We start from the raw sequence: 21,609 nt of genomic DNA, 5'->3' as shown, positions 1-21,609 counted from the left end.
GCGCCGCCGGGAATTCAGACGGTTATAGTGTCCGCGTCCTCGTTGTCCTCGCAGGCGCCGTCCACGTCGTCCTCGCCACCGGCCGGCGCGAGGCCGCGGGACGTGGCGAAGGAGACGCCCTCGAGGAATGCCTTGGCCCGGGCGGTGTCTGGGTAGGCCTCAAGCAGCCGCCAGAACGCGGCGTTATGGCTGGCCACCAGCAGGTGCGCCAGTTCGTGGAGGAGCACATAGTCGATGACCCACTGCGGCATGGGCTGAAGCTTGTCGGAGAGCCGGATGGTCCCGTCCGACGGCGTCGCGGACCCCCAGCGAGAGTTCTGGTTGCCCACCCAGCGGACCGAGGACGGCACCGCCCGGCCGCCGAAGTACTTGGCAGAGAGCTCCGCGGCGTGCGCCGCCAGGGCGGCGTCACTGCGCGGACGCCGCCGTCCGGCGCCGCGGGTCCCCCGTTCCCCCTGGAGCCGCAGCTTCTCCAGCATCCGGTGCACCCATTCGCGCTCCTGGGCGCGGCTGAAAGAGGCCGGAATGGCGACCACGGCGGTGCCGTTTTCCCAGAATGCCGCGACGGTCCGGCGGCGGCGGGCGGAGCGCCGCACTTCCACCGGGGCGCCGTCGGCGGTGGTCAGCGGCGTGGCTGCGGCAGTTGCCGGGCTGCCTGCCTGTTTGCCGGAACGTGGGGTGCTGCGGCCGGCCATCAGACGGTGGCGCTTTCCACCAGCACTGCCAGTACTGCCTCACCGTATTTCTCCAGCTTGGACGGGCCCACGCCTGGCAATTTGGCGAGTTGTTCGAGGGATTCGGGCCGGGCTTCGGCGATGGCGGTCAGGGTTGCGTCGGTGAAGACCACGAAGGCGGGGACGTCGGCCTCGAGCGCGATGTCCTTGCGCCACTGCCGGAGCGCGTCGAAGGTCTGCTCCTCGTAGCTGGGCGGGCACTGGTTGCAGCGGCCCACCTTGCGTTCGGCGCCGGAGGAGAGCATCGTCCCGCAGACCCGGCAGGTGGCCGGCACGGCGGCCTTGCGGCGCGGCGCGGGTCCCTTGCCGCGGGCCGAGGAACTGGCCACCGAGTCGGGACGCAGCCCGTCCAGGAACCGCGAGGGCTTGCGGTTGGCGCGTCCGCCCGGGGTGCGCGCCGTGGACCAGGACAGGAACAGGTGTTCCCTGGCGCGGGTGATCCCGACGTACAGCAGTCGGCGTTCCTCATCGACTGACTCGGGGCTGTCGGCGAAGGAGATCGGCATGAGGCCCTCGCTGAGCCCGACGAGGAACACGGCGTCCCATTCGAGGCCCTTGGCGGCGTGCAGCGAGGCGAGGGTGACGCCCTGCACGGTCGGGGCGTGCTGGGCGAGGGAGCGTTCCTGGAGTTCGTTGACGAAGTCCGAAAGGGTGAACTGGGCACCCCGGCTGACCACGAGCTCGTCGGCCAGCGCCACGAGCGCCGCGAGGGATTCCCAGCGTTCCCGGAGGGCACCGCCGCTGTGCGGGGCGGCATCGGTGTATCCCAGCGAGGCGACGATGTCGCGGACGAGCTGGCCCAGCGGCTCGGGGCTGGCGGTTTCCGCGACGGCCCGGGTGGCTGCCCGCAGTTGCAGGATGGCGTCGCGGACTTCCTTGCGCGCGAAGAACCGTTCGCCGCCGCGCAGCTGGTAGCCGATCCCAGCGGAGGCCAGCGCCTGTTCGTAGGCCTCGGACTGGCCGTTAGTGCGGAACAGCACGGCGATCTGGCTGGCCGGGGTGCCGGCGTCGAGGAGTCCGCGCACCTTGACCGCCACCGTGGCGGCCTCCGCCTCGTCGTCGGAGCATTCCGTGAATTGCGGGACCGGGCCGGGCGGGCGCTGCGCTACGAGCTGCAGGGGCGTGGCCCAGGCGGCGTCGGCAGCCGGGCCGCCGCTGCGCCGGCCGCCAAGCAGCTCGTTGGCCAGTTTCACCACCTGCGGGGTGGAGCGGTAGTCGCGGATCAGCTTGACCACGGTGGCCTCGGGGTACTGCGCCTTGAAGCCGAGCAGGTGCTTCGGCGAGGCGCCCGTGAACGAGTAGATGGTCTGGCTGGCGTCGCCGACGACGCACAGCTCGTCACGGCCGCCCAGCCACAGTTCCAGCAGCCGCTGCTGCAGCGGCGAAACGTCCTGGTACTCGTCGACGACGAAATGCCGGTACTGCTCGCGGACGGTGGCGGCGACCTTCGGATCCTCCTGGAGGATGCCCACGGTGATCAGCAGGACGTCTTCAAAGTCGATGACGTTCCGGTCGGTCTTGACGTCCTCGTAGGACTGGAAGACACGGGCGACGGCGGTCAGGTCAAAGCCGCCCGGGGTGCCGCGGCCCTGGGCTTTTTCCAGGTAGTTGGCGGGCGTCAGCATGGACACTTTGGCCCATTCGATTTCGGAGGCCAGGTCCCGGATCGAGGCGCGGTCGGTGCTGAGGCGCAGCCGCCGGGCGGCCTCGGCGATCATCTGGGCCTTGTGGTCCAGCAGGTTGGGCAGGACTCCGCCGACGGCCTGGGGCCAGAAGAACTGGAGCTGGCGCAGCGCTGCTGCGTGGAATGTCCGGGCCTGGACGTTGCCGACGCCGAGGTCGCGGAGGCGGCTGCGCATTTCGGCCGCCGCCCGGGCGGTGAAGGTGACGGCCAGCAGCCGCTGGGGGCTGTACACCCCGGAGTGCACGCCGTAGGCGATCCGGTGGGTGATGGCGCGGGTCTTTCCGGTACCGGCGCCCGCGAGGACGCACATGGGTCCCTGCAGGGTGCTGGCGACGTCGCGTTGTTCGGCGTCGAGGCCGCCGAGGATGCGCTCCTCGAGGGAGCGGTTGTCCGGCGCCAGGGGTTCCGCTTCGGGCATGCCGTCGCCGGACGGGAAGGGGCTGGACTGGAAGATATCTGTGTTCACTTTTGCTGCTCAGCCGTTCGAGGATGTCCTGTGGATGCGCCGCGGCGGAGGACCTGCCGCGGGTCGGTGCCGCTGGGTGTTGTCACGAGGGCCTCATGCGGTGTCCGCGCGGTCCTGGATGACACCGCCGTACCAGTGCTCGATCAGGGACCGGGCAATGGACAGCCTGCTGGAGATGACGATGTCGCCGCTGAGCACTGCTTCCTGCAGTTCGCTCCGGCTGAACCAGCGCGCCCGGGTGACTTCGACGCCGTCGGGCGTGGCTTCGGTGTCCTCGGTAGTGGCCGTGAAACCGAGCATAAGCGAGGCGGGGAAGGGCCACGACTGGGATCCGAGGTACTGGCAAGCGGTGACCCGCACACCGACTTCCTCGCCGATCTCCCGGACAACGGCCTGTTCCAGCGACTCCCCCGGCTCGACGAAGCCGGCCAGGGTGGAGTAGTTCCGGGCATCGAGCGGACCGCCGCCGCCGAGCAGCAGCCGGCCGTCCGGGCCGACGACCGTGACAATGATGGCCGGATCGGTGCGCGGGTAATGTTCTGAGCCGTCCGAGGGGCATCGGCGCACCCAGCCTCCGGCTTCCGGTGCGGTTGGGGTCCCGCAGCGCGGGCAGTGGGTGTGGGTGGCGTGCCAGTTCGCGATGGCGCTGGCTTCGACGAAGATGGCGGTGTCTGTGGGGTTCAGCCCCGCCGCGACGTCACGGAACCCGGCCCACTGCGCGCCCTCTGGGATGCCGGCAATGTGGGCCTCGAATTCCTCAGCCTGGACCTCGAACTGCTGCGGCAGGATAAACAGGACCAGTTCGGTGCCCGCCGCGAGATCCGGGCCGGGCAGGGCAGAACCCAGGTAGATCAACTGTTCGGGGGCGTAGGGGGTGTCCTGCAGGTGCCGGGCCAGTTCGGCCGCATCCAGCAGCACCAGGCTGTTGCCGTCGATGAGGGCCTGCCGGCCGGACAACACCATGGCCCGTGCGCCACCGGCGGCCATGAGCGCCTCAAGCATTCCGGGCTTCAGCCGGGCCGCGGATCCGCGGTCGATCAGCGCCGGCCGCACGGGAAGGGCGTGGTCTTCGAGCAGGTTGGCTGCCGGGCCGGGGTGCGCAGAGGTTAACGTGCCCGTCCGGGCTTGGTGATTGGGCGCCGGTGACTCCGCAAGACTCATGTACCCACCGTACTGACTCGCGCTGACAAATGACATTTTTCTCCGGCGTATGTGGGCATCCGCACGTGCCCGGCGGGCGGCTGCCCGGGGCGGTTTGGCAACGGAATCCCGGGGCGCAATTTATTCCTGATCTTTCAGACTCGCCGTGGTGCATCGCAGTCTTGGGCGCCGGTCAATCTACCGTGGAAGAGTGAGAAGAAAACCAATCGAACTGGCAGCTGTGGCAACCGCGGCGGTCCCCGGACTGACCCCGACCGCCGTTAGCTCTGCGCCCGACGATCCGGCAGACTTCGATTCGGCTTTCCTCGTGGATTCCGAAGGCAAGCGCTGGCGCGTCCGCTCGCCGCGCCACGCCGAGGCCAGTGCCCGGCTGGAAACGGAATTCCTGGTGCTGCGCGCTTTCGTCCCGGGCATCCGGGCCGAACTCCCCTTCCTGATGCCCACCGTTGCCGGCACGGTGCGGCAGGGACCGCTGAGCACTTTCGTGTACTCCCATCTGGCCGGCTCCACGCAGTCGGTTGAAGAACTCGGCGCCGCGTCCCCCGCGGTTGCCCATGAAATCGGCGCTGCCCTCGCCGCCATCCATGACTTGCCCCACTCGCTGGTCAGCAACGCCGATCTGCCCAGCTACACGCCGAACGAGTTCCGCCAGCGCCGGCTCAACGAACTGGACCAGGCCGCGACAACCGGCAAGATTCCGCCGCTGCTGCTCCGCCGCTGGGAACATGCCCTCGAAGACGTCTCGCTTTGGCGCTTCAACCCCTGCGTGGTCCACGGGGACCTCCACGAGGACAACCTGATGGTCGACGGCGACCGCGTCACCGCCGTGACCGGCTGGACCGATCTGCGCATCGGTGACCCGGCCGACGACATGGCCTGGCTCGTCGCATCCAACGACCAGGACTTCGTGGACTCCGTGCTGGAGCACTACACCTCCTCCCGGCGCGACGTGCCCGACGCACACCTGCTGCGCCGTGCAGCGCTCTCCGCGGAATTCGCCTTGGCGCAGTACCTCGTCAAGGGCCTCGCCGCCGGGAACCAGGACATGATCGACGAGGCCGAGTCCATGCTGACCGTGCTCGCCGATGACGTCGCGGAACACGGCGGGCAGCCGATCAGCGTTGAACCGCTCCCCCAGGCGGCGCCCGCGCCCGATCTTGGCCAGGCACCGGGACCGGACGACGTGCCGCTCCCGGCCGTCAGCAAGGTCACGCTGCTGGCCCCGGATTCGGTCTCCGGGCTTGCCGCCGTTCCGACCGGCAGCGCGATGCCTGCCGTCCAGGTGACGCCGATCCCCGTCGACGCCCCTGACACCGACGGCGCGGCCGACAGCGTCGTGGAAGACGAGCTTGCCGGCACCTCCGACGGCACCGGGCAGGCCGGGCACGCGGCCCACAAGGTCTCCAGCGTCTCAGTGACGGCAATCCCCGTCGACGAACCGGCCGCCGACAAGAAGTCCGACGAAGACACCTCGACGCAGTCGATCGCCGCAGTTCAGGCAGACGGTGGAGTTCAGGCAGACGGTCAAGTTCAGCCAGACAGCGCCGATCAAGCAGACGGTGCAGTTCAGGCAGACGGCCCGGTTCAGGCCGATGATGCAGCCGCGGTGGCCCCTGCAGACCAGGCGCGCGCTGCCGACGACACGTCGACCACCGCTCTCACGGTGGTCGAGGCGAAGTCCCGCTAGCCTGCTCCCAGGGCCGTGGCCACGATCTGTTCGAGCCGTTCCGCTGAGCCCAGATCGTGCGGGCGGACCACCTGGTTGTCCGCCACGTAGTAGAACGCTGCCCGGACCTGGTCCAGGGGAACGTCCTTGAGCCGGGCCCAGGCCAGCCGGTACACAGCCAACTGCACGGCTTTGGTCTTGAGCTGGGCGGCGGACGGACGGCGGCCCGTCTTCCAGTCCACCAGGTCCCAGCCGCCGTCGGCATCCCGGAAGACGGCGTCGATCCGGCCGCGGACCACGACGTCACCGATCCGGGTCTCCACCGGCACCTCGACGTGGGCCGGGGCCCGGTTGGCCCACTCGGACTGGCGGAAGGTCTCCACCATGGTGTCCAGTCCGTAGGCCTCGTCGATATGGTCATCGGAGCCTGCCGCCTCGCCGAGGTCCAGCATGCCGGCGGTGCCGAAGTACTCCTCCACCCAGGCGTGGAAAGCGGTGCCCTTGCGGGCGGACATCCCCGGTTCCCGCGGGACCGGGCGACGCAGCCGGGCGACGACGGAGCCGGCGTCGTCCTCCAGATCCACCAGGGTGGACGCGGAGATGTGGCCCGGCAGGTGCACATCCTGGACCAGGGTGCGGCGGGAGCGGCGTTCCAGCAAGGTCGCGGCCTCGAGCGCCCAGCCGCCGGCCGGGCCGCGCAAGGGCCGGCGCCGTCCCGGATCAGTGACGCTTGCCTCTGACGCGGCGGCCAGGAGCACTCCGGAGTCGAGTGAGTCCAGCACGCGCGCCGCCGCGGACTGCATGGCCGCACGCCTGCCCGGAACCAGCCGCAGCCGGGCTCCCGTGCGCGGATCGGTTGGCCCCTCGAGCGGGTCATACGGCCACCCGGCCACTTCCAGTTCCGAGGTCAGCGGGCTCTCTTCCGGCAGCGATTCCTCACTGACGGACTGGGGGTGGATCCCGGCGGCGCCGTCGGGAATAAGAACCTCGAGCTCGGCCAGGAAGGGCGACATGTCGGCCATGCCGGCGCGGGAGCCGACCCAGGCGGCGCTGGAAACCCAGAGCACGTGTTTGGCCCGGGTGTAGGCCACGTAGGCGAGCCGCCGTTCCTCGGCCTCGCCGTGCACCTGCACCGCGGACTTGAACTCCTTCTCGGCGTCGAGCCAGCCTTTTTGGTCCGGGTGGTCGAGGTCCCATTGCGGCAGGTCCGCGCGGTCCCCGCGCAACGGCCACGGCAGCGCGGCGCTGCCGCTGCTCCAGCGCGAATCCCGGCTGCTGGGGAAGGCTCCGGCGTTAAGCCCCGGCACGAACACCACGTCCCATTCCAGGCCCTTGGAGGCATGGACTGTCAGAAGCTGCACCGCTTCGTGGTTCACTTCCGGCGCGGCGGCGTCAAGGCCGTTCTCTTCGGCGGCTGCTGCCTCCAGCCAGGCCAGGAAGGCGAGCACATCGACCCGCTGCGACGTGTACAGGAACCCGGCTGCGGCGTCCTGGAAGGCGTCCAGGTTGCGGCGGGCCTGGTGGATGCTGATTCCGGGCCGTGCGGCCACTTCGATGTCCAGGAGCATGGCCCGCTCCACCTCGCCGAGGAGGGTCGTGAGGTCATCGCCCATGTAGCCGCGCAGTTGCCGCAGCTCGGCCGAGAGCCGGTGCAGGCGTTCCAGCGCCTCGGGGCTCAGCCGGCGGCCGTGCGCGGAGGTCCAGTCTTCGCGCGGCAGCCAGTCAAGGGCCTCGACCAGGCTGGCGGCGTCGGTGAGGTCACCCTCGATTACCGCAGCCTCCGCACCGTCGTCGTCGGCGGCGGCGTCGTCCGGGCTGCCGGGCCGGCCGCGGCGCCGGGCAAGGAAGCTGGACCAGTCCCGCAGGGCCATCAGGTCTGCGGCGCCGATCCGCCAGCGCGCCCCGGCGAGCAGGCGCATGAGCGAGTCCGAGCGGCCCGGATCGGCCAGCACCCGGAGGGTCGCGACCAGGTCGACAATCTCGGGAGTGTCCAGGAGCCCGCCAAGGCCAACGATCTCATACGGGATCCCGCGCACCTCGAACTCGCGGCGGATGCATTCCATCTGGGCGCGCCGGCGGCACAGCACGGCCATGGCCGGAGGCTCGGGCTCCGCTGCCGGGCCGTCGAAGTCGGTCACCCGGAACTTCAGCACGTCGTCCGCGATGGCTGCGGCCTCGTCCTCGTCGGTGCCAAAGCGGCCCATCAGCACGCGGCCCTGGACCGCGGCCGGGCTGGGCTGCAGCGGTGGCACCTCGACGCCGCCGGCGGTGTCGCGTTCGCCGGCCGGGCCGGTCCGGGCTGCGGCCTGGCTGAGCGGTGCCGAGATGACGTTGGCGGCGGCGAGGATGTTCCGGCCGTTGCGCCACGCGGTGGTGAGGTACGACGTCGGCGCCACGGCAAAGCGCGCGGTGTTGTCCGCGCCGGACGCGCCGGACGCGGCAACGCCGCCGTCGGCAGATTCGTCTGCAGATTCGCCTATGGCAAGGCGTACCGGGAATTCGCGGACGAAGTGGAAGAGCTGGCCGGCGGAGGCGCCGCGGAACCCGTAGATGGACTGGTTCGGGTCCCCCACCGCCGTGACCGCGTGGCCGTCGCCGAACAGCCGGGAGAAGAGGACCAGCTGGGCGTGTGACGTGTCCTGGAACTCGTCCAGGAGCACTACTTTGTACTTCTGGCGTTCGGTTTCCGCGGCGACCGGGATCTCGTTGGCGACACGGGCGGCGAATGCCACGAGGTCGCCGAAGTCCAGGGCGCCGCGTGCCCGCTTCGCATCCGTGTAGCGGCCGACCATGTCCGCGACGCTGGCCCGAGTGCGCAAAAGCCCGCTGAGCTCGCCCGCGGCCTGGCTGGGGTTCTTCTTGGCCGTGGCGAGATAGGGCAGCGTCTCGAATTCGGCCACCCGGTCCAGCAGCCAGCCGCGGACCCCGGCCGGGTCCTGGAGATGTTCGGCGCACTCGCCGGCGAGCTGGATGACGGCCTTGACCAGCGTGGACTTGGCGGCGCGGAAGTGTTCGTACTCACCGTCGAACGCCTCCACGACCTCGCTCGCGAGCTGGAAGGACTGGGCGCCGCCGAGCAGCACGACGTCCCGTTCCACTCCGAGCCGGAGACCGTAGTCGGACACGATCCCGCTGGCGTAGGAGTGGTACGTGGAGACCTTGGGTTCCAGGGCGTCGGTGCTGAGCAGCCCGGCGGGGAAAACGTGGTTCTGGGTGTCGGCCGCGGCGATGCGCTGCAGCGCGGCCAACTTGGCGCGGATGCGGGTGGCCAGCTCCCCGGCGGCTTTCCTGGTGAAGGTCACGCCGAGCACCTCTTCCGGCCGGACCCAGCCGTTGGCGACGAGCCACACAACGCGGTCGGCCATGGTGGCGGTCTTGCCCGAGCCGGCGCCGGCAATGACGAGCCGGGGCGACAGCGGCGAGGAAATGATGAGCGACTGCTCGGCGGTGGGGCTGTTCTTCTCGCCCAGCATGGTGGAGAGCTGCTCGGGGGTGAACCTAGGAGCGGGAAGGGCGGAGGCAGGGGCGGGCACGCCGCCGGGAACCGTTGTCTCGGCGCTCATTCGGTGACCTGCTTTCCCCGCACGCACAGCGGGCAGACTTCGGGAAGGCGGCAGCCGTGGCCGCCGTGGCCGCCCTTGGACGGATCGTGGCGGGCCTCGAAAGTGCTTCCGGACATGACCCGGGCGGCATCGCCCACCATGTCGAGGGCCCAGTTCTCGGCCGGATCCAGCGGCGCCTGGGCCTGGACGCCCGGGCTCTTGGTGGTGGTGCCGAGCTGGGCCAGGACGGCCCCGCCGGGCAGCGGCGGCGGGCCGTCGTCGGGGCCGGCAAATCCCCCGGCCAGCACGGCCGCCTGGTAGGCGCCAAGCTGCGGATGCCGCTCGAGATCGGCTTTGCCCGGCTGCCGCTTGCCGGTCTTGAGGTCCACGACGACGAGCCGGCCCTCCGCGTCGATCTCCAGCCGGTCGACCTGGCCGCGGAGCACGGCCGGGCGGGCCGGCCACGATTCGCCCTCGGTGTCGGCGGCGGTGTCGCCATCGCCGGCGGCGCTGCGGGCAGGGGCCGCAACGTCCGGCAGTTTCACTTCGAAGTCCTGCTCGACGCCCACCAGGGACCGGCCCTCGCTGCGCATCACCAGCACGTACTGGGCGAGCTTCCGGACCATGGTTTCGGCGCGCTGGAAGTCCAGCTTGCCTTCCCAGTTGTCCTTCATCCCGAGCGCCGGCCAGCGGCGGACCAGCTCGGCCACGTATTCGCTGCCGGAGGCATCCGGCAGGTCCTGCGCGATGGCGTGGACCAGGGTGCCCAGGCTGCGGGCAAAGTCGGTGGCGGCCTCGCCGCCGGCCGCCTGGACAAACCAGTCCAGCGGCGACTTCTGCACGGTTTCCACTTTCGACGGCGACACATAGACGGTGCCGCCCGGGGGAACGACGGGCTCCTCGGTGGACAGCGGCGCAAGGCCCCACCAGCTCGCGGGGTGCGCGCCCGGGACGGGCGGCTCGGCGGCGGCCAGGGCACCGAGCACGGCGCCGGCTTCCAGCGCTTCGGGGACGTCGGCGTCGAGCTGGGCGTACTGGCGCAGTTCGGCGACGAGGGCGCGCAGGGTGAGCGGACGCTCCACCGGGGTGAAACCGCGCCGGTCCTGGTCCGGGTCCAGCGGCGCCACGTAATCCAGGAACGAGGAGGGCTGTTCGTCCTCCGAGGACACGGCGGTGCAGATCAGCACCTCCTGCGCCCGTGACACGGCGGTGGAGAAGCTGCGCAGTTCGTCATAGCGGATTTCGCGCAGCCGGCTGAGGGGGTCCAGCTGCAGGGCATAGTCCACGCCGTGCTCGACGGCGTCGGCGAACAGCGTGCTGCCGAGCAGTTCGCCGCGGAGCCGGGTGTTGGGCCACACGCCCTCCTGCAGGCCGGGGACGATGACCACGGGCCATTCCCGTCCGGCGGCGCTGGCCGGTGTCATGAGTTCCACGGCGTCCTCCAACTGGGCCCGTGCGGCGAGGGTGTCCATCGGGAGTTCCTGGCTGAGCAGGTACTCGAGGAACTGTTCCGGTCCGGATCCGGGCAGCTGGTCCACGAAGCGCTCGGCGGTGTGGAAGAGAGCCATCATGGCATCGAGGTCCCGGTCCGCCCGGGCCCCGGCCGCTCCCCCGGCCAGCGCCGCCTCGGTCCAGCGGGAGGCGAGGCCGGTAGAGCTCCAGAGCGCCCACAGCACCGTTTCTGCGTTGCCGCCGGGAGCGTGGGCCGCGTCCCGGCCGGCCTGGATCATCCGGGCAATCCGGCGCGCGGAGTGCCCCTCGATGCCGAGGGTGGCCAGCGCGCCAGGTTCGAGCAGCGCTTCGACGAGGAGCACATCGCTGGTGCGGCCGCCGCCGCCCAGGAGCTCCTCCCGGCGCAGCGACTGGCGCAGACGCCGCAGCTCGATCGCGGTGGCCCCGCCGATCCGCGAGGTCAGCAGCGCCACGGCCGCCTCGGGGGTCAGCACTGCCGGGTCCAGGGCCACGGCATAGGCGTCGAGCAGGGGCCGGACGGCGACCTCGTCCCGGACCGCGGATTCGGCCACCGGGATCCGGACCGGGATGCCCTGGCCGGCGAGGTAGCGCTGCAGCTGGCTGAGCTGGCCGCCGTTGCGCACGATCACGGCGATGTCACCGAGCTCGCGGTCGTCGTTGAGCTGGGCTTCCAAGATCCGCTGCGCCACGTACCGCAGTTCGTGCACCGGTGACGGCAGCAGGTGCGCCTCCACCGTGCCGCCGGCGGGGCCGGAATCCCGGGGCTGTTCGAGCCGACGCGCGGACTGCCCGCCTGCTCGGCGGGAGATCCGCCCGGCTACGGAGAGCCAGGCGTCCGCGACGGCCGGAGTGTGGCGGTGAGCGGTCCAGAGCGGCCGTTCGAGGACGGTGCCGCCGGCGGGGGCGAGCACCCGGGGAAGCTCCGCCACGAGATCCGGGCGGGCGCCGCGGAAGCCCTGGACCACCGTGTCCGGCGATGACGTGATAAGTACGTCCTTGCCCGCGGCGATATCCGCGAGCAGCTCGAACACGGCAGGGTTGGCCTCCTGCATGTCGTCCACGAGGACCAGCTGGAGCCTGTCGCGTTCGGCGGCCAGGAAATCAGGTTCGTCCTGGAAGATCTGGCGTGCGGCGGTGATAATGCCGGCCGGGTCAAAGGATTCCGGCATGCGCAGGTCCAGCACGTCGCGGTACTCGGCGTACAGGGCCGCCGCGGCCACCCAGTCCGGCCGGTTGCAGCGCCTGGCGAGGACCACGAGGTCCCCGGCGGTCCGTCCGGATTCGATGATCCGGTCAAAGAGCTGCCGGACCTCCTGCCGGAAGCCGCGGGTCTGCAGGGCCGCGCCCAGGTCCTCCGGCCACGGCAGTTCAAGCCCGGGCTGCGCGTGCCCTTCGAGCAGCTCCTTGATGATCAGGTCCTGCTCCGGGCCGGACAGGAGTTTCGGCGGGCGCGGCAGCGGCAGGATGCCTTCGGCTTTGGCGCGCCGGATCAGGTCGAAGGCGTACGACGCCCACGTGCGGGCCGGCGTCGTACTTAGACTGCGGTCCAGCCGCGCGGTGAAGCGGTCCCGGAGCGAATCGGCGGCGAGGCGCCCGGGGGCGAGGATGAGCATCCGTTCGGGGTCGAGGCCGTCCCGCTGTGCGCGCCGGACGGCGGCTTCCACGAGCACCGTCGATTTGCCGGTCCCCGGCGCGCCGGGGATCAGGACGGGACCGGAGCCGTGGGGGACGTCGACGGCGGCGAGCTGGTCAGCGGACAGCACGGGCACCGCGCTGTGCAGCTTGCGCGGCGGCAGCAGGCGCAGCGCGGAACCGGAGTTGCCCGAGGTGCCGGACCGGGCAGGACGCGGCCGGCCCTTCGAAGGCGCGCCCGACGTCGGCTGTGTTGCTGTGGGCTGTGTTGTGGGCGGGGCGGACTCAGGATTCTGGCTGGGGATGCTCACACAGTCATTTCATCATCGGGGGCCGACAGTTTATGCAAGGAGCGCTCCAGCCGTTCGGCAACCGCGTCGATCCTGTCGAACTCGCCATCGCCCGGTGCCCAGCGGGCGGCCATCAGGTCCACGCGCCAGCGTCCCTCACCGGCCCGGAGGTACTCGGCATAGCTTCCCAGCAGCGGGGTGCCTTCCCGGAGGTACAGGGCAAGGGCCTCGCGCTCGTGCCCCGGAGGCGCGTCTCCGCTGGCCTTGAGGACCCGCCACCAGGGCACGGAGCTGCCGTGGTGGCTCATGACGGAACCGATCTGCCGGGCACCGCCGGAACCGAGGAGTTCGGCGACGTCGCCATACGCCACCGCGGTGCCTGCGGGGATCAATGCCACCACTTCCAGCACCGCTTCCACATACTCCATCCGCATGACACAAGCCTAGCGTCCGGAGGACGCCGACCTCCCACCGCGCAGGTCTGCTTCGGCCCGGTTCAGCCGCTGCGGCCGCAAGTCAGGTGGTGCCGTGCGGGGCACGGGGTGGCGGCGCATTACCGTCGGTGGCAGCAGGTAGCGTTGAAGCATGAGCACCTGGAACACCCTCCCCCGCGCAGCCTTCGACCTTGAAACCACCGGACGGAACTCCCGTGCCGCCCGGATCGTCACGGCGTCCATCACCGTTGTTGACGCCGCGGGCGGGATCATCCAGGAGCACGAGTGGCTCGCCGATCCGGGGGTCGAAATCCCGACGGAGGCCAGTGACATCCATGGCGTCACGACCGAGCGTGCCCGCAGCGAAGGCCGCCCCGCCGCAGAAGTGACGCGGGAAGTCGCCGCGGTGCTCCAGGAGCTCTTCGACACCGGGGTGCCGGTCATCGCGTTCAACGCCAGCTACGACTTCACCGTGCTCGCCGCGGAATCGGCCCGCTACGGCGTGCCGCAGCTGAGCCGTTTCCCCGTGCTGGATCCGTACATCATGAACAAGCAGGTGGACCGCTACCGCAAGGGCAAGCGCACCCTCACTGCCCTGTGCGAGGAGTACGGGGTGAACCTGGACAACGCCCACACCTCGGCGGCTGACGCCCTGGCCACCCTGCGTATGCTCGACGCCATGGCCGGGAAGTTCCCCAAGCTGCGGATGCCGGCCAGCCACCTGCACCAGCTCCAGGTCGAATGGGCCTCCGCGCAGGCTTCGGATTTCCAGAGCTACCTGCGCAAGACCAAGCCCGCCGCCGTCATCGAGGGCGACTGGCCGGTCCTTCCGCCCGAGGACGCGAGCCGCGGGGACTTCTAGCCCGGCGGTTTTTTGTCCTACGCACCGCCCGGCGCCCGCCCGGGTGGGCGCCCGGGTGGGGCGCCCGGCCGCCGCCGCGCAAGGCGTTGGGACGGAAATCACAGCCCGCCCCAGCCCCGCCGTGCCCCGAAACCGCTGTCAGGGATTCCGGGAACCGGGGACGCACAGCCGCGCCGCCCGGACAACCGGACGATCTTCTGAATTTCTTGCACCGATCTACCCTTTGTGACGAACTAAATGCGCAAGTGGATGCCAAATGGCGCCCCTGACATAATTTAGTTCAGAACCCGGCATGTGTTATGACGCGCCAAACCCCAAACCGCCAAGGGATAGATGATCACAGTTACCGACCTCCGCAAGGTCTACCAGCAGGGCAAAAAAGAGGTGGTAGCCCTCGACGGCGTCACCCTCTCGGTGCCCAAGGGCTCCATTCACGGCATCATCGGCCATTCGGGTGCCGGCAAGTCGACCCTTGTGCGCTGCCTGACCCTGCTGGACCGTCCGACGTCGGGCTCCGTCAGCATTGACGGCACCGAGCTCAGTTCCGTGAAGGACTCGGAAATCCGGGCCGCGCGGCGGCGCATCGGCATGGTCTTCCAGCACGCGAACCTGATGGACTCCCGAACCGCGGCCGGCAACGTGGCGCATCCCCTTGAACTCGTGAAAACTCCGAAGGACAAGATCCGGACCCGCGTTGCCGAGCTCCTGAAGCTCGTCGGACTCGAAGGGTTCGAGGACGCCTACCCTGCGCAGCTCTCAGGCGGCCAGCGCCAGCGTGTCGGCATCGCCCGGGCCCTGGCCTCCGATCCGGACGTGCTCCTGTGCGATGAGCCCACCTCGGCCCTGGACCCGGCCACCACGGAAGAAATCCTGGACCTGATCCAGGATCTCACCAAGCGCCTGCAGCTCACCGTGCTGATCATCACGCACGAGATGAACGTCGTGAAGCGCGTCTGCGAATCCGTGTCGCTGCTCTCCCGCGGCCGCATCGTCGAACATGGTGCGCTGCGGGACGTCGCCGGCGACCTGGACAGCAAGCTCGCCAAGGCGCTGCTGCCGCTGCCGCCGTCCGAGCCGCTGCCCGGTGCCCTGCAGCGCGGACCGGTTCTGGAGATCCTGTTCTCCGGCGACAGCGCCAAGGAACCCGTCCTTACCGGCGTCGCCCGGCATTTCGACATTGACATCAACGTCCTGGCCGGCAGCGTGGAGACCCTCGGCGGCCAGCAGTTCGGCCACCTGCGTGTTCAGCTGGCCGAAACCGCGGACGCTGACGCCGTGCTGGCCTACCTGCACGAGCGCGGCATCGGCGCGAAGCGTTCGGCCTCCGCCGCAGCCCAGGATCCCAACACCGCCGGCTCTGCCGTTCCGGCCGCTGTCCTCGCCAACGGGGAACAGGGAGGTAACTCATGAACGACATCTTCAGCAATCCCGTCCTGGCCAAGGCCCTGCCCGAGGCCATCATCGAAACCCTCCAGATGGTGGGGATATCGTCCTTCTTCACCGTGCTGATCGGACTGCCGCTGGGCGTGTTCCTGCACGTCTCCGCCCCGGGGGGACTCCGCCCGATGCCGGTCACCAACCGGATCCTCAGCGACGTGATCGTCAACATCACCCGTTCCATCCCGTTCGCCATCCTGATGGTGGCGCTCATTCCGCTGGCCCGCGCCCTGACCGGCACCAGCCTCGGCCCGGTGGCCGCCTCGGTGTCACTGTCGATCGGCACCATCCCGTTCTTCGCACGGCTGGTGGAAAACTGCCTGCGCGACGTGCACCACGGCAAGATCGACGCCGCCCAGGTGATGGGGTCCACCAAGATGCAGGTCATCAACAAGGTGATGCTGCGCGAATCCCTCCCCGCCCTCGTCGCGGCCGTCACCACCACGGTGGTCACCCTCGTGGGGTTCTCCGCGATGGCAGGCCTGGTCGGCGGCGGCGGCCTCGGCAAGCTCGCCTATAACTACGGCTTCCAGCGCTTCGATGTCACGGTCATGCTCGTCACCATCGTGCTGATCATTGTCCTGGTCCAGGTCATCCAGCTGGTGGGCGAGCGCATTTCCCGCGGCCTCGACCACCGCTGACGCCTCCTGGTTCCAGCGGCCACTGACACCGGCAGCCCGGCCCAACCCCGGCTGGCCTGCCGCTCCTTGCACCACCACTCCTGCAGCGGGTAGCCGCCCTCTGCATCTGCGCGGACCACGGCGCCGACGTCGTGAATCCAGCTATTTCGAAAGGAACGCATCCAATGCGTAAGTCACTCACCCTCCTGGCCACCGGCATTGTCACTGCCCTGGCGCTGACGGCTTGCGGTGGTTCGTCCACCCCCAGCGCCCAGGTCACTGCCCTGGATCCGGCCAAGCCTTCCACGCTCTCGGTCGGCGCCAGCCCCGTGCCGCAGGCGAAGATCCTCGAGTTCATCAACCAGGACCTCGCCCCCAAGGCCGGCCTGAAGCTGGACATCAAGGAAATCGAGGATTACCAGACGCCCAACACCGCACTCAGCGACGGCTCCCTGGACGCCAACTACTACCAGCACCTTCCCTGGTACGAAGATCAGGTCAAGACCAAGGGCTACAAGTTCGGGCACGGCGAAGGAATCCACATCGAGCCCTACGCCGCGTTCTCCGAGAAGGTCAAGGACATCAAGGACATCCAGGACGGCGCCAAGGTGGCCATCACGAATGACCCGTCCAACCAGGTCCGCGCCCTCAAGGTCCTCCAGGTCGCCGGCCTGGTCAAGGACATCAAAGATGACTCCTCGGTGATCACGCTGACTGACGAGCAGAACCCGAAGAAGCTCAAGTTCTCGGAGAACCAGCCGGAACTGCTGATCAACGACCTCAAGGACCCGTCAGTTGACCTGGCCCTGATCAACGGCAACTTCATCCTCAAGGCCGGCCTGAGCACCAAGGACGCCCTCGCGGTGGAATCCGTGGAGAACAACCCCTACGCGAACTTCCTGGCCTGGCGCGAAGACTCCAAGGACGATGTGCGCATCAAGAAGCTCGACGAGCTCCTGCACTCCCCCGAGGTCAAGGCCTTCATCGAGAAGGAATGGCCCAACGGTGACGTGACCGTGGCTTTCTAGTCCCAGGTTCAATATCCGCTTAACTACTTTGGGCACCCGCCGCGGCGGGTGCCCAAAGTAGTTAACGACGACGCCGTAACGGCGTCCGTAGCTTCTGCAGCCTCCGGGCCTAGGCCTTCGCTGCGGCCGCGGCCTTGGCGGCGGCGGGCAGGGCGTCGAAGATCCGGTTCATCGCGGCGTCGTCGTGCGCGGCGGACAGGAACCAGGCTTCGAAGACCGACGGGGGCAGGTAGACCCCGGAGTCCAGCATGGAGTGGAAGAACGGCGCGTACCGGAAGACTTCCTGGGCCTGGGCGTCGTCGTAGTTGTGCACGCCGCGGGCCGACGTCCCGAAGGCCACGGAGAACAGGTTCCCGGCGCGCTGGATGGAGTGGTCCACGCCCGCCGAGTCCAGCGCCGAGGACAGGGCGGCGGAGAGTTCCAGCGACCGGGCGTCGATGAAGGAGTACACCTCTTCGGTGGCGTGGGTGAGGGTCGCGACGCCGGCGGCCATCGCCACCGGGTTACCGGAGAGCGTGCCGGCCTGGTAGACCGGTCCCAGCGGGGCGAGGTAGTACATGACCTCCGCGCGGCCGGCGAGGGCCGCCGTCGGCATCCCGCCGCCAATCACTTTTCCGAAGGTCAGCAGGTCCGGTGCCCACGGCTCGGCGGCGCCGGCCGCCCCGCCGGTCAGGCCCCAGTAGCCGGAGTAGCCGGTGCGGAAGCCGGTGAGGACCTCGTCGAGGATCAGCAGGGCGCCGTGGTCGCGGGTGATCCGCGACAGGCCGGCGTTGAAGCCCTCGCCCGGGGTGACCACGCCCATGTTGGCGGGGGCGGCTTCGGTGATGACGGCGGCAATGCTGTCGCCGTGCTTGGCGAAGGCGGCTTCGACGGCGTCGAGGTCGTTGTAGGGCAGCACGAGGGTCTCGGCAGCCGTGGCGGCGGTGACGCCGGCCGAGCCGGGCAGCGCGAGGGTCGCGAGGCCGGAACCAGCGGCGGCGAGGAGGCCGTCGAGGTGCCCGTGGTAGCAGCCGGCGAACTTGATGATGAGGTTCCGGCCGGTGAAGCCGCGGGCCAGCCGGACGGCGGTCATGGTCGCCTCGGTGCCGGTGGAGACCATCCGGACCCGCTCGGCGGCCGGGACGCGCTCCTGGACGATCGCGGCGAGGTTGGCCTCATCCGGGGTCGACGCACCGAAGGACAGCCCGCGGTCGACGGCGGCGTGCACGGCGGCGAGGACGGCCGGGTGGGCGTGCCCCAGCAGCGCCGGGCCCCAGGAGCAGACCAGGTCGACGTACTCGGCGCCGTCGGCGTCGGTCAGGTACGGACCCTTCGCGGAGACCATAAAACGCGGGGTCCCGCCGACGGAGCCGAACGCACGGACCGGGGAGTTGACGCCGCCCGGCATCAGCTGGCGGGCGCGGTCGAAGAGTTCCTCGTTGCGAGGATGGCTGGAAGTCATGGTTCCTATTCTTTCAGTTCAGTTCGGGGGCGCAGACGCCAGCAGGGCGGCCACCCGGGGGGCCACCTCCGTGCCAAACAGCTCGATGGAGCGCATCATCGCCTTGTGCGGCAGCGTTCCGTTGCTGTATTTGAGGTCGAAGCGGTCCACTCCGAGGTTCTTTTTCAGCAGTGCGATCTTCGCGGCGACGGTATCCGGGGAGCCGACGTAGAGGGCGCCCTCGGGCGTGCACATGGCGTCAAACTCGGCCCGGTTGCCCGGCCCCCAGCCGCGCTCGGCGCCGATCAGGTTGCGCTGCCCGAGCCAGTGCGGGAAGAACTCCTCCCGCGCCGCCTCGTCGGTCTCGGCAACGTGTCCGGGTGAATGTGTGGCCATCTGCTGCATCGGATGCCCATACTTGGCCATCGCGTCGCGGTACAGGTTCGCCAGGGGGCCGAAGGACCGCGGCTGCCCGCCGATGATCGCGAAGATGATCGGGTAGCCGTACTCGGCGCAGCGCAGTACGGACTCGGGGGTCCCGCCGACTCCGATCCAGGCCGGCAGGAGGTGGTGCTCCAGCGGCGGGTAGGCGCTGAGCCCGTTGATTGCGGGGCGCGTGCGGCCTTCCCAGCGGATGGGTTTCTGGGCCCGGGCCTTGTCGAAGAGCTCGAGCTTCTCCTCGAACAGGACCTCGTAGTCGGCCAGGTCGAGGCCGAAGAGCGGGAAGGACTCAACGAAGGAGCCGCGGCCCAGCATGACCTCGGCCCGGCCGTTGGAGATGGCGTCCACGGTAGAGAAGCGCTGGAAGACCCTGATGGGGTCATCGGAGCTGAGGACGGTGACGGCCGAGCCGAGCCGGATGTGCTTGGTCCGGGCCGCCGCCGCGGCGAGGAACACCTCAGGGGCGGAGACTGCGAAGTCGCGGCGGTGGTGCTCCCCGACACCGAAGGCATGGAGCCCCACCTCATCCGCCAGCTCTGCCTGCTCCAGCAGCTGCCGCAGCACCTGGGCGTGCGGGACGGGGTGCCCGTCTGGGAAGACCCCCACGTCGCCGAAAGTGTTCAGTCCCAGCAGGATGCGGCCGGGGCCCACGGGGGCAGTCGGGTTCGCCCCTGACGCCGGGCCGGGGGCTGTCGTGTTGTTCATCAGGACTCCTTCAGCCAGCCGGCAAGCTCGCTCGCCCAGTACGTCAGGACCATGTTGGCGCCGGCGCGCTTGATGCCCAGCACGGATTCGGTGATCGCGGCCCGGCGGTCGATCCAGCCGTGGGCGGCGGCCGCCTCGATCATCGAGTACTCACCGGAGATCTGGTACGCGGCCACCGGAACGGGGCTCATGGCGGCGACGTCGGCGAGGACGTCGAGGTAGCTCATGGCGGGCTTCACCATGACCATGTCGGCGCCTTCCTCGAGGTCCAGCTCCACTTCGAGGATCGCTTCGCGGCGGTTCGCCGCGTCCATCTGGTAGGTGCGGCGGTCGCCCTTGAGCTGCGAATCGACGGCCTCGCGGAAAGGTCCGTAGAACGCCGAGGCGTATTTCGCGGCGTAGGCGATGACCGCGGTGTTGGCGTGGCCGGCATCCTCCAGGGCCTGCCGGATCACGCCGATCTGGCCGTCCATCATCCCGGAGGGGCCGAGCACGTGCGCGCCCGCCTCCGCCTGGGCCACAGCCATCTGGCCGTAAATCTCCAGCGTGGCGTCGTTGTCCACATAGCCGTTGGCGTCGAGGACACCGCAGTGCCCGTGGTCGGTGAATTCGTCCAGGCAGACGTCGCTCATGATGACGAGTTCGTCCCCGACCTCGGCGCGGACGTCCCGGATGGCCTTGTTCAGGACGCCGTCGGGGTCCAGCGAGGCTGTGCCCGCGGCGTCGCGGACGGCGGGGATGCCGAAGAGCATGATGCCGCCGACGCCGAGCTCCACGGCTTCGGCAGCGGCGCGCTTCAAGGTGTCCGTGGTGTGCTGCTGCACGCCGGGCATCGACGCAATGGGGTTTGGCTCGCTCAGGCCTTCACGGATGAAGGCGGGCAGGATGAGTTCCGAGGCCGAGAGGCGGTGTTCGGCGGTCAGCCGGCGCATGGCGGGGGTGGTGCGCAGCCGGCGGGGGCGGTGGGTCGGGAAGCTCATATGGTGTCCTTTGCTGGGGGCTCGGCGACGGGCTGATGAGGTGTGGACGGTTGACTGGCCAGGGCCCGGATGACGGCGGCAACCAGGCCGGAGGCGGTGGGTTCCTCGGCGGTGGAGGCGACGCTGAGGCCAAGCGACTCTGCCTCGGCGGCGGTCGAACGTCCGATCGCCACGAAGCGGCAGGTGCCCAGCGGGGCGAGGTCCTCGCGGATGCGCCGGGCAGCGCTCGGGGAAGCGGCGACGACGGCGTGCAGCCTGCCGGCAACGATTTCGGCCTTCGCCTGGTCCGGGGTGAGCACGGTGGCTCCGTTGTCCCGCTGTGCCCGGTTGTCCCACTGTGCTGGGTCCCCGGGCGGCGCTGCCGGCTGGCACACGGCGAGGCTGCGGCCCGGGTCGGCCGGGTAATCCACGGTGCGGTACGCGGTCACGGCCTGGACGGAGGCGCCCCGGGCCTCCAAACCGCGGCGGAGCCGGGGGTCGGCGATGTCGGCCTGCGGCAGGAGCACGCTGCCTTGGTGTGCGGGCCAGATGTCGATGAGCCCCGCGCCGGACTGCTGCCCGGTCGGCGCCAGGTCGACGGCGACTCCGCGGCCTTCCAGGAAACGGCGGGTCGCGGGTCCGATCGTGGCCACGAGGAGGCTGCCCGGGAGCCAGTTGCTGAGGGTTGTGCCCCGCTCGGCGGCTTTGGCCTCGAGCGCCTGGACCGTGGTCACGCTGCTGACCACCAGCCAGGCGTAGGCACCGGCGCCTAGGGCGTCGAAAGCCACATCCAGCGAGTGCTGGTCGCTGGCGAGTTCGAAATCGATGAGCGGCAGCAGCAGCGGCTCGGCACCGGCGGCGCGCAAGGCGGTCACGAGCTCCGCCGCGCGGTCCGGGCTGCGGGCAACGAGGACCCGGGCGCCCGGAGCCATCATGCCGGGCTGCCCGCTGCAGGCCGGATCATTCCGGGCGCCGTCGTGCCGGACCTCGTCGTTTCGGGCGCTGTCGTTTCGGGCGCTGTCGTTTCGGGCGCTGTGCCGTCCCATGACCTGATG

General features: G+C 69.9%; 14 protein-coding genes and 1 pseudogene. 5 read left to right on the top strand and 10 right to left on the bottom strand.

Annotated elements, in window-relative coordinates:
- Nucleotides 1-14: 14 nt before the first annotated feature.
- The 3 genes from AC1DF4_RS02805 to nudC form a co-directional block, all read right to left on the bottom strand.
- Nucleotides 15-695, bottom strand: a complete 681-nt coding sequence (locus tag AC1DF4_RS02805; RefSeq protein ID WP_476911436.1) for a M48 metallopeptidase family protein — start codon at nt 693-695, stop codon at nt 15-17.
- Nucleotides 695-2,836: an ATP-dependent DNA helicase UvrD2 gene (locus tag AC1DF4_RS02800; protein WP_476911623.1), complete on the bottom strand. Its 2,142-nt coding sequence runs from the start codon at nt 2,834-2,836 to the stop codon at nt 695-697. Before AC1DF4_RS02800 ends, AC1DF4_RS02805 begins: the two co-directional genes overlap by 1 nt.
- 141 nt (nt 2,837-2,977) lie before the next feature.
- A complete protein-coding gene (gene nudC, locus AC1DF4_RS02795; protein ID WP_476911435.1) occupies nt 2,978-4,045 on the bottom strand; it encodes an NAD(+) diphosphatase in 1,068 nt (355 codons plus the stop codon).
- 190 nt (nt 4,046-4,235) lie between these two features.
- Between nudC and AC1DF4_RS02790 the strand changes: the two are divergent.
- Nucleotides 4,236-5,429 (top strand): annotated as a pseudogene (locus tag AC1DF4_RS02790) (macrolide 2'-phosphotransferase); the annotation flags it as partial.
- 299 nt (nt 5,430-5,728) lie between these two features.
- On the opposite strand, the gene AC1DF4_RS02785 reads toward AC1DF4_RS02790, so the two are convergent.
- From AC1DF4_RS02785 to AC1DF4_RS02775, 3 genes are all read right to left on the bottom strand, one after another.
- Nucleotides 5,729-9,274, bottom strand: coding sequence for an ATP-dependent helicase (locus AC1DF4_RS02785; protein WP_476911434.1), 3,546 nt, complete (start codon nt 9,272-9,274; stop codon nt 5,729-5,731).
- A complete protein-coding gene (locus tag AC1DF4_RS02780; protein WP_476911622.1) occupies nt 9,271-12,531 on the bottom strand; it encodes an ATP-dependent helicase in 3,261 nt (1,086 codons plus the stop codon). Before AC1DF4_RS02780 ends, AC1DF4_RS02785 begins: the two co-directional genes overlap by 4 nt.
- Before the next feature lie 134 nt (nt 12,532-12,665).
- The gene (locus AC1DF4_RS02775) at nt 12,666-13,082 is read right to left on the bottom strand and encodes an MGMT family protein (protein ID WP_476911433.1); all 417 of its coding nucleotides are present in this window, start codon (nt 13,080-13,082) and stop codon (nt 12,666-12,668) included.
- A gap of 151 nt (nt 13,083-13,233) precedes the next feature.
- Between AC1DF4_RS02775 and AC1DF4_RS02770 the strand changes: the two genes are divergently transcribed.
- The 4 genes from AC1DF4_RS02770 to AC1DF4_RS02755 all read left to right on the top strand — a co-directional run bounded on the left by AC1DF4_RS02770 (nt 13,234) and on the right by AC1DF4_RS02755 (nt 17,029).
- Complete coding sequence (locus AC1DF4_RS02770) at nt 13,234-13,944, top strand: exonuclease domain-containing protein (protein ID WP_476911432.1); 711 nt, start codon at nt 13,234-13,236, stop codon at nt 13,942-13,944.
- Nucleotides 13,945-14,277: 333 nt separating this feature from the next.
- The gene (locus tag AC1DF4_RS02765; RefSeq protein WP_476911431.1) at nt 14,278-15,354 is read left to right on the top strand and encodes a methionine ABC transporter ATP-binding protein; all 1,077 of its coding nucleotides are present in this window, start codon (nt 14,278-14,280) and stop codon (nt 15,352-15,354) included.
- A complete protein-coding gene (locus tag AC1DF4_RS02760; protein ID WP_476911430.1) occupies nt 15,351-16,022 on the top strand; it encodes a methionine ABC transporter permease in 672 nt (223 codons plus the stop codon). The genes AC1DF4_RS02765 and AC1DF4_RS02760 overlap by 4 nt, the downstream gene beginning before the upstream one ends.
- A gap of 164 nt (nt 16,023-16,186) precedes the next feature.
- A complete protein-coding gene (locus AC1DF4_RS02755; protein ID WP_224047095.1) occupies nt 16,187-17,029 on the top strand; it encodes a MetQ/NlpA family ABC transporter substrate-binding protein in 843 nt (280 codons plus the stop codon).
- Nucleotides 17,030-17,138: 109 nt separating this feature from the next.
- Here the strand turns inward: AC1DF4_RS02755 and hemL are convergent, their stop codons facing one another.
- The 4 genes from hemL to AC1DF4_RS02735 are packed head-to-tail and all read right to left on the bottom strand — an operon-like array spanning nt 17,139 to nt 21,486.
- Nucleotides 17,139-18,470, bottom strand: a complete 1,332-nt coding sequence (gene hemL, locus AC1DF4_RS02750; RefSeq protein WP_476911429.1) for a glutamate-1-semialdehyde 2,1-aminomutase — start codon at nt 18,468-18,470, stop codon at nt 17,139-17,141.
- A gap of 18 nt (nt 18,471-18,488) precedes the next feature.
- Complete coding sequence (locus AC1DF4_RS02745; RefSeq protein ID WP_476911428.1) at nt 18,489-19,595, bottom strand: LLM class flavin-dependent oxidoreductase; 1,107 nt, start codon at nt 19,593-19,595, stop codon at nt 18,489-18,491.
- Nucleotides 19,595-20,575, bottom strand: coding sequence for a porphobilinogen synthase (gene hemB, locus AC1DF4_RS02740; RefSeq protein WP_476911427.1), 981 nt, complete (start codon nt 20,573-20,575; stop codon nt 19,595-19,597). The genes AC1DF4_RS02745 and hemB overlap by 1 nt, the downstream gene beginning before the upstream one ends.
- On the bottom strand, nt 20,572-21,486 hold the full coding sequence (locus AC1DF4_RS02735; RefSeq protein ID WP_476911621.1) for a uroporphyrinogen-III synthase: 915 nt from the start codon (nt 21,484-21,486) through the stop codon (nt 20,572-20,574). The genes hemB and AC1DF4_RS02735 overlap by 4 nt, the downstream gene beginning before the upstream one ends.
- Nucleotides 21,487-21,609 lie beyond the last annotated feature (123 nt).

This window comes from Arthrobacter sp. 05N429, from assembly GCF_056397045.1.
The sequence above is the reverse complement of the archived record's forward strand: the minus strand, read 5'-3'. Positions and strand labels throughout refer to the sequence as shown.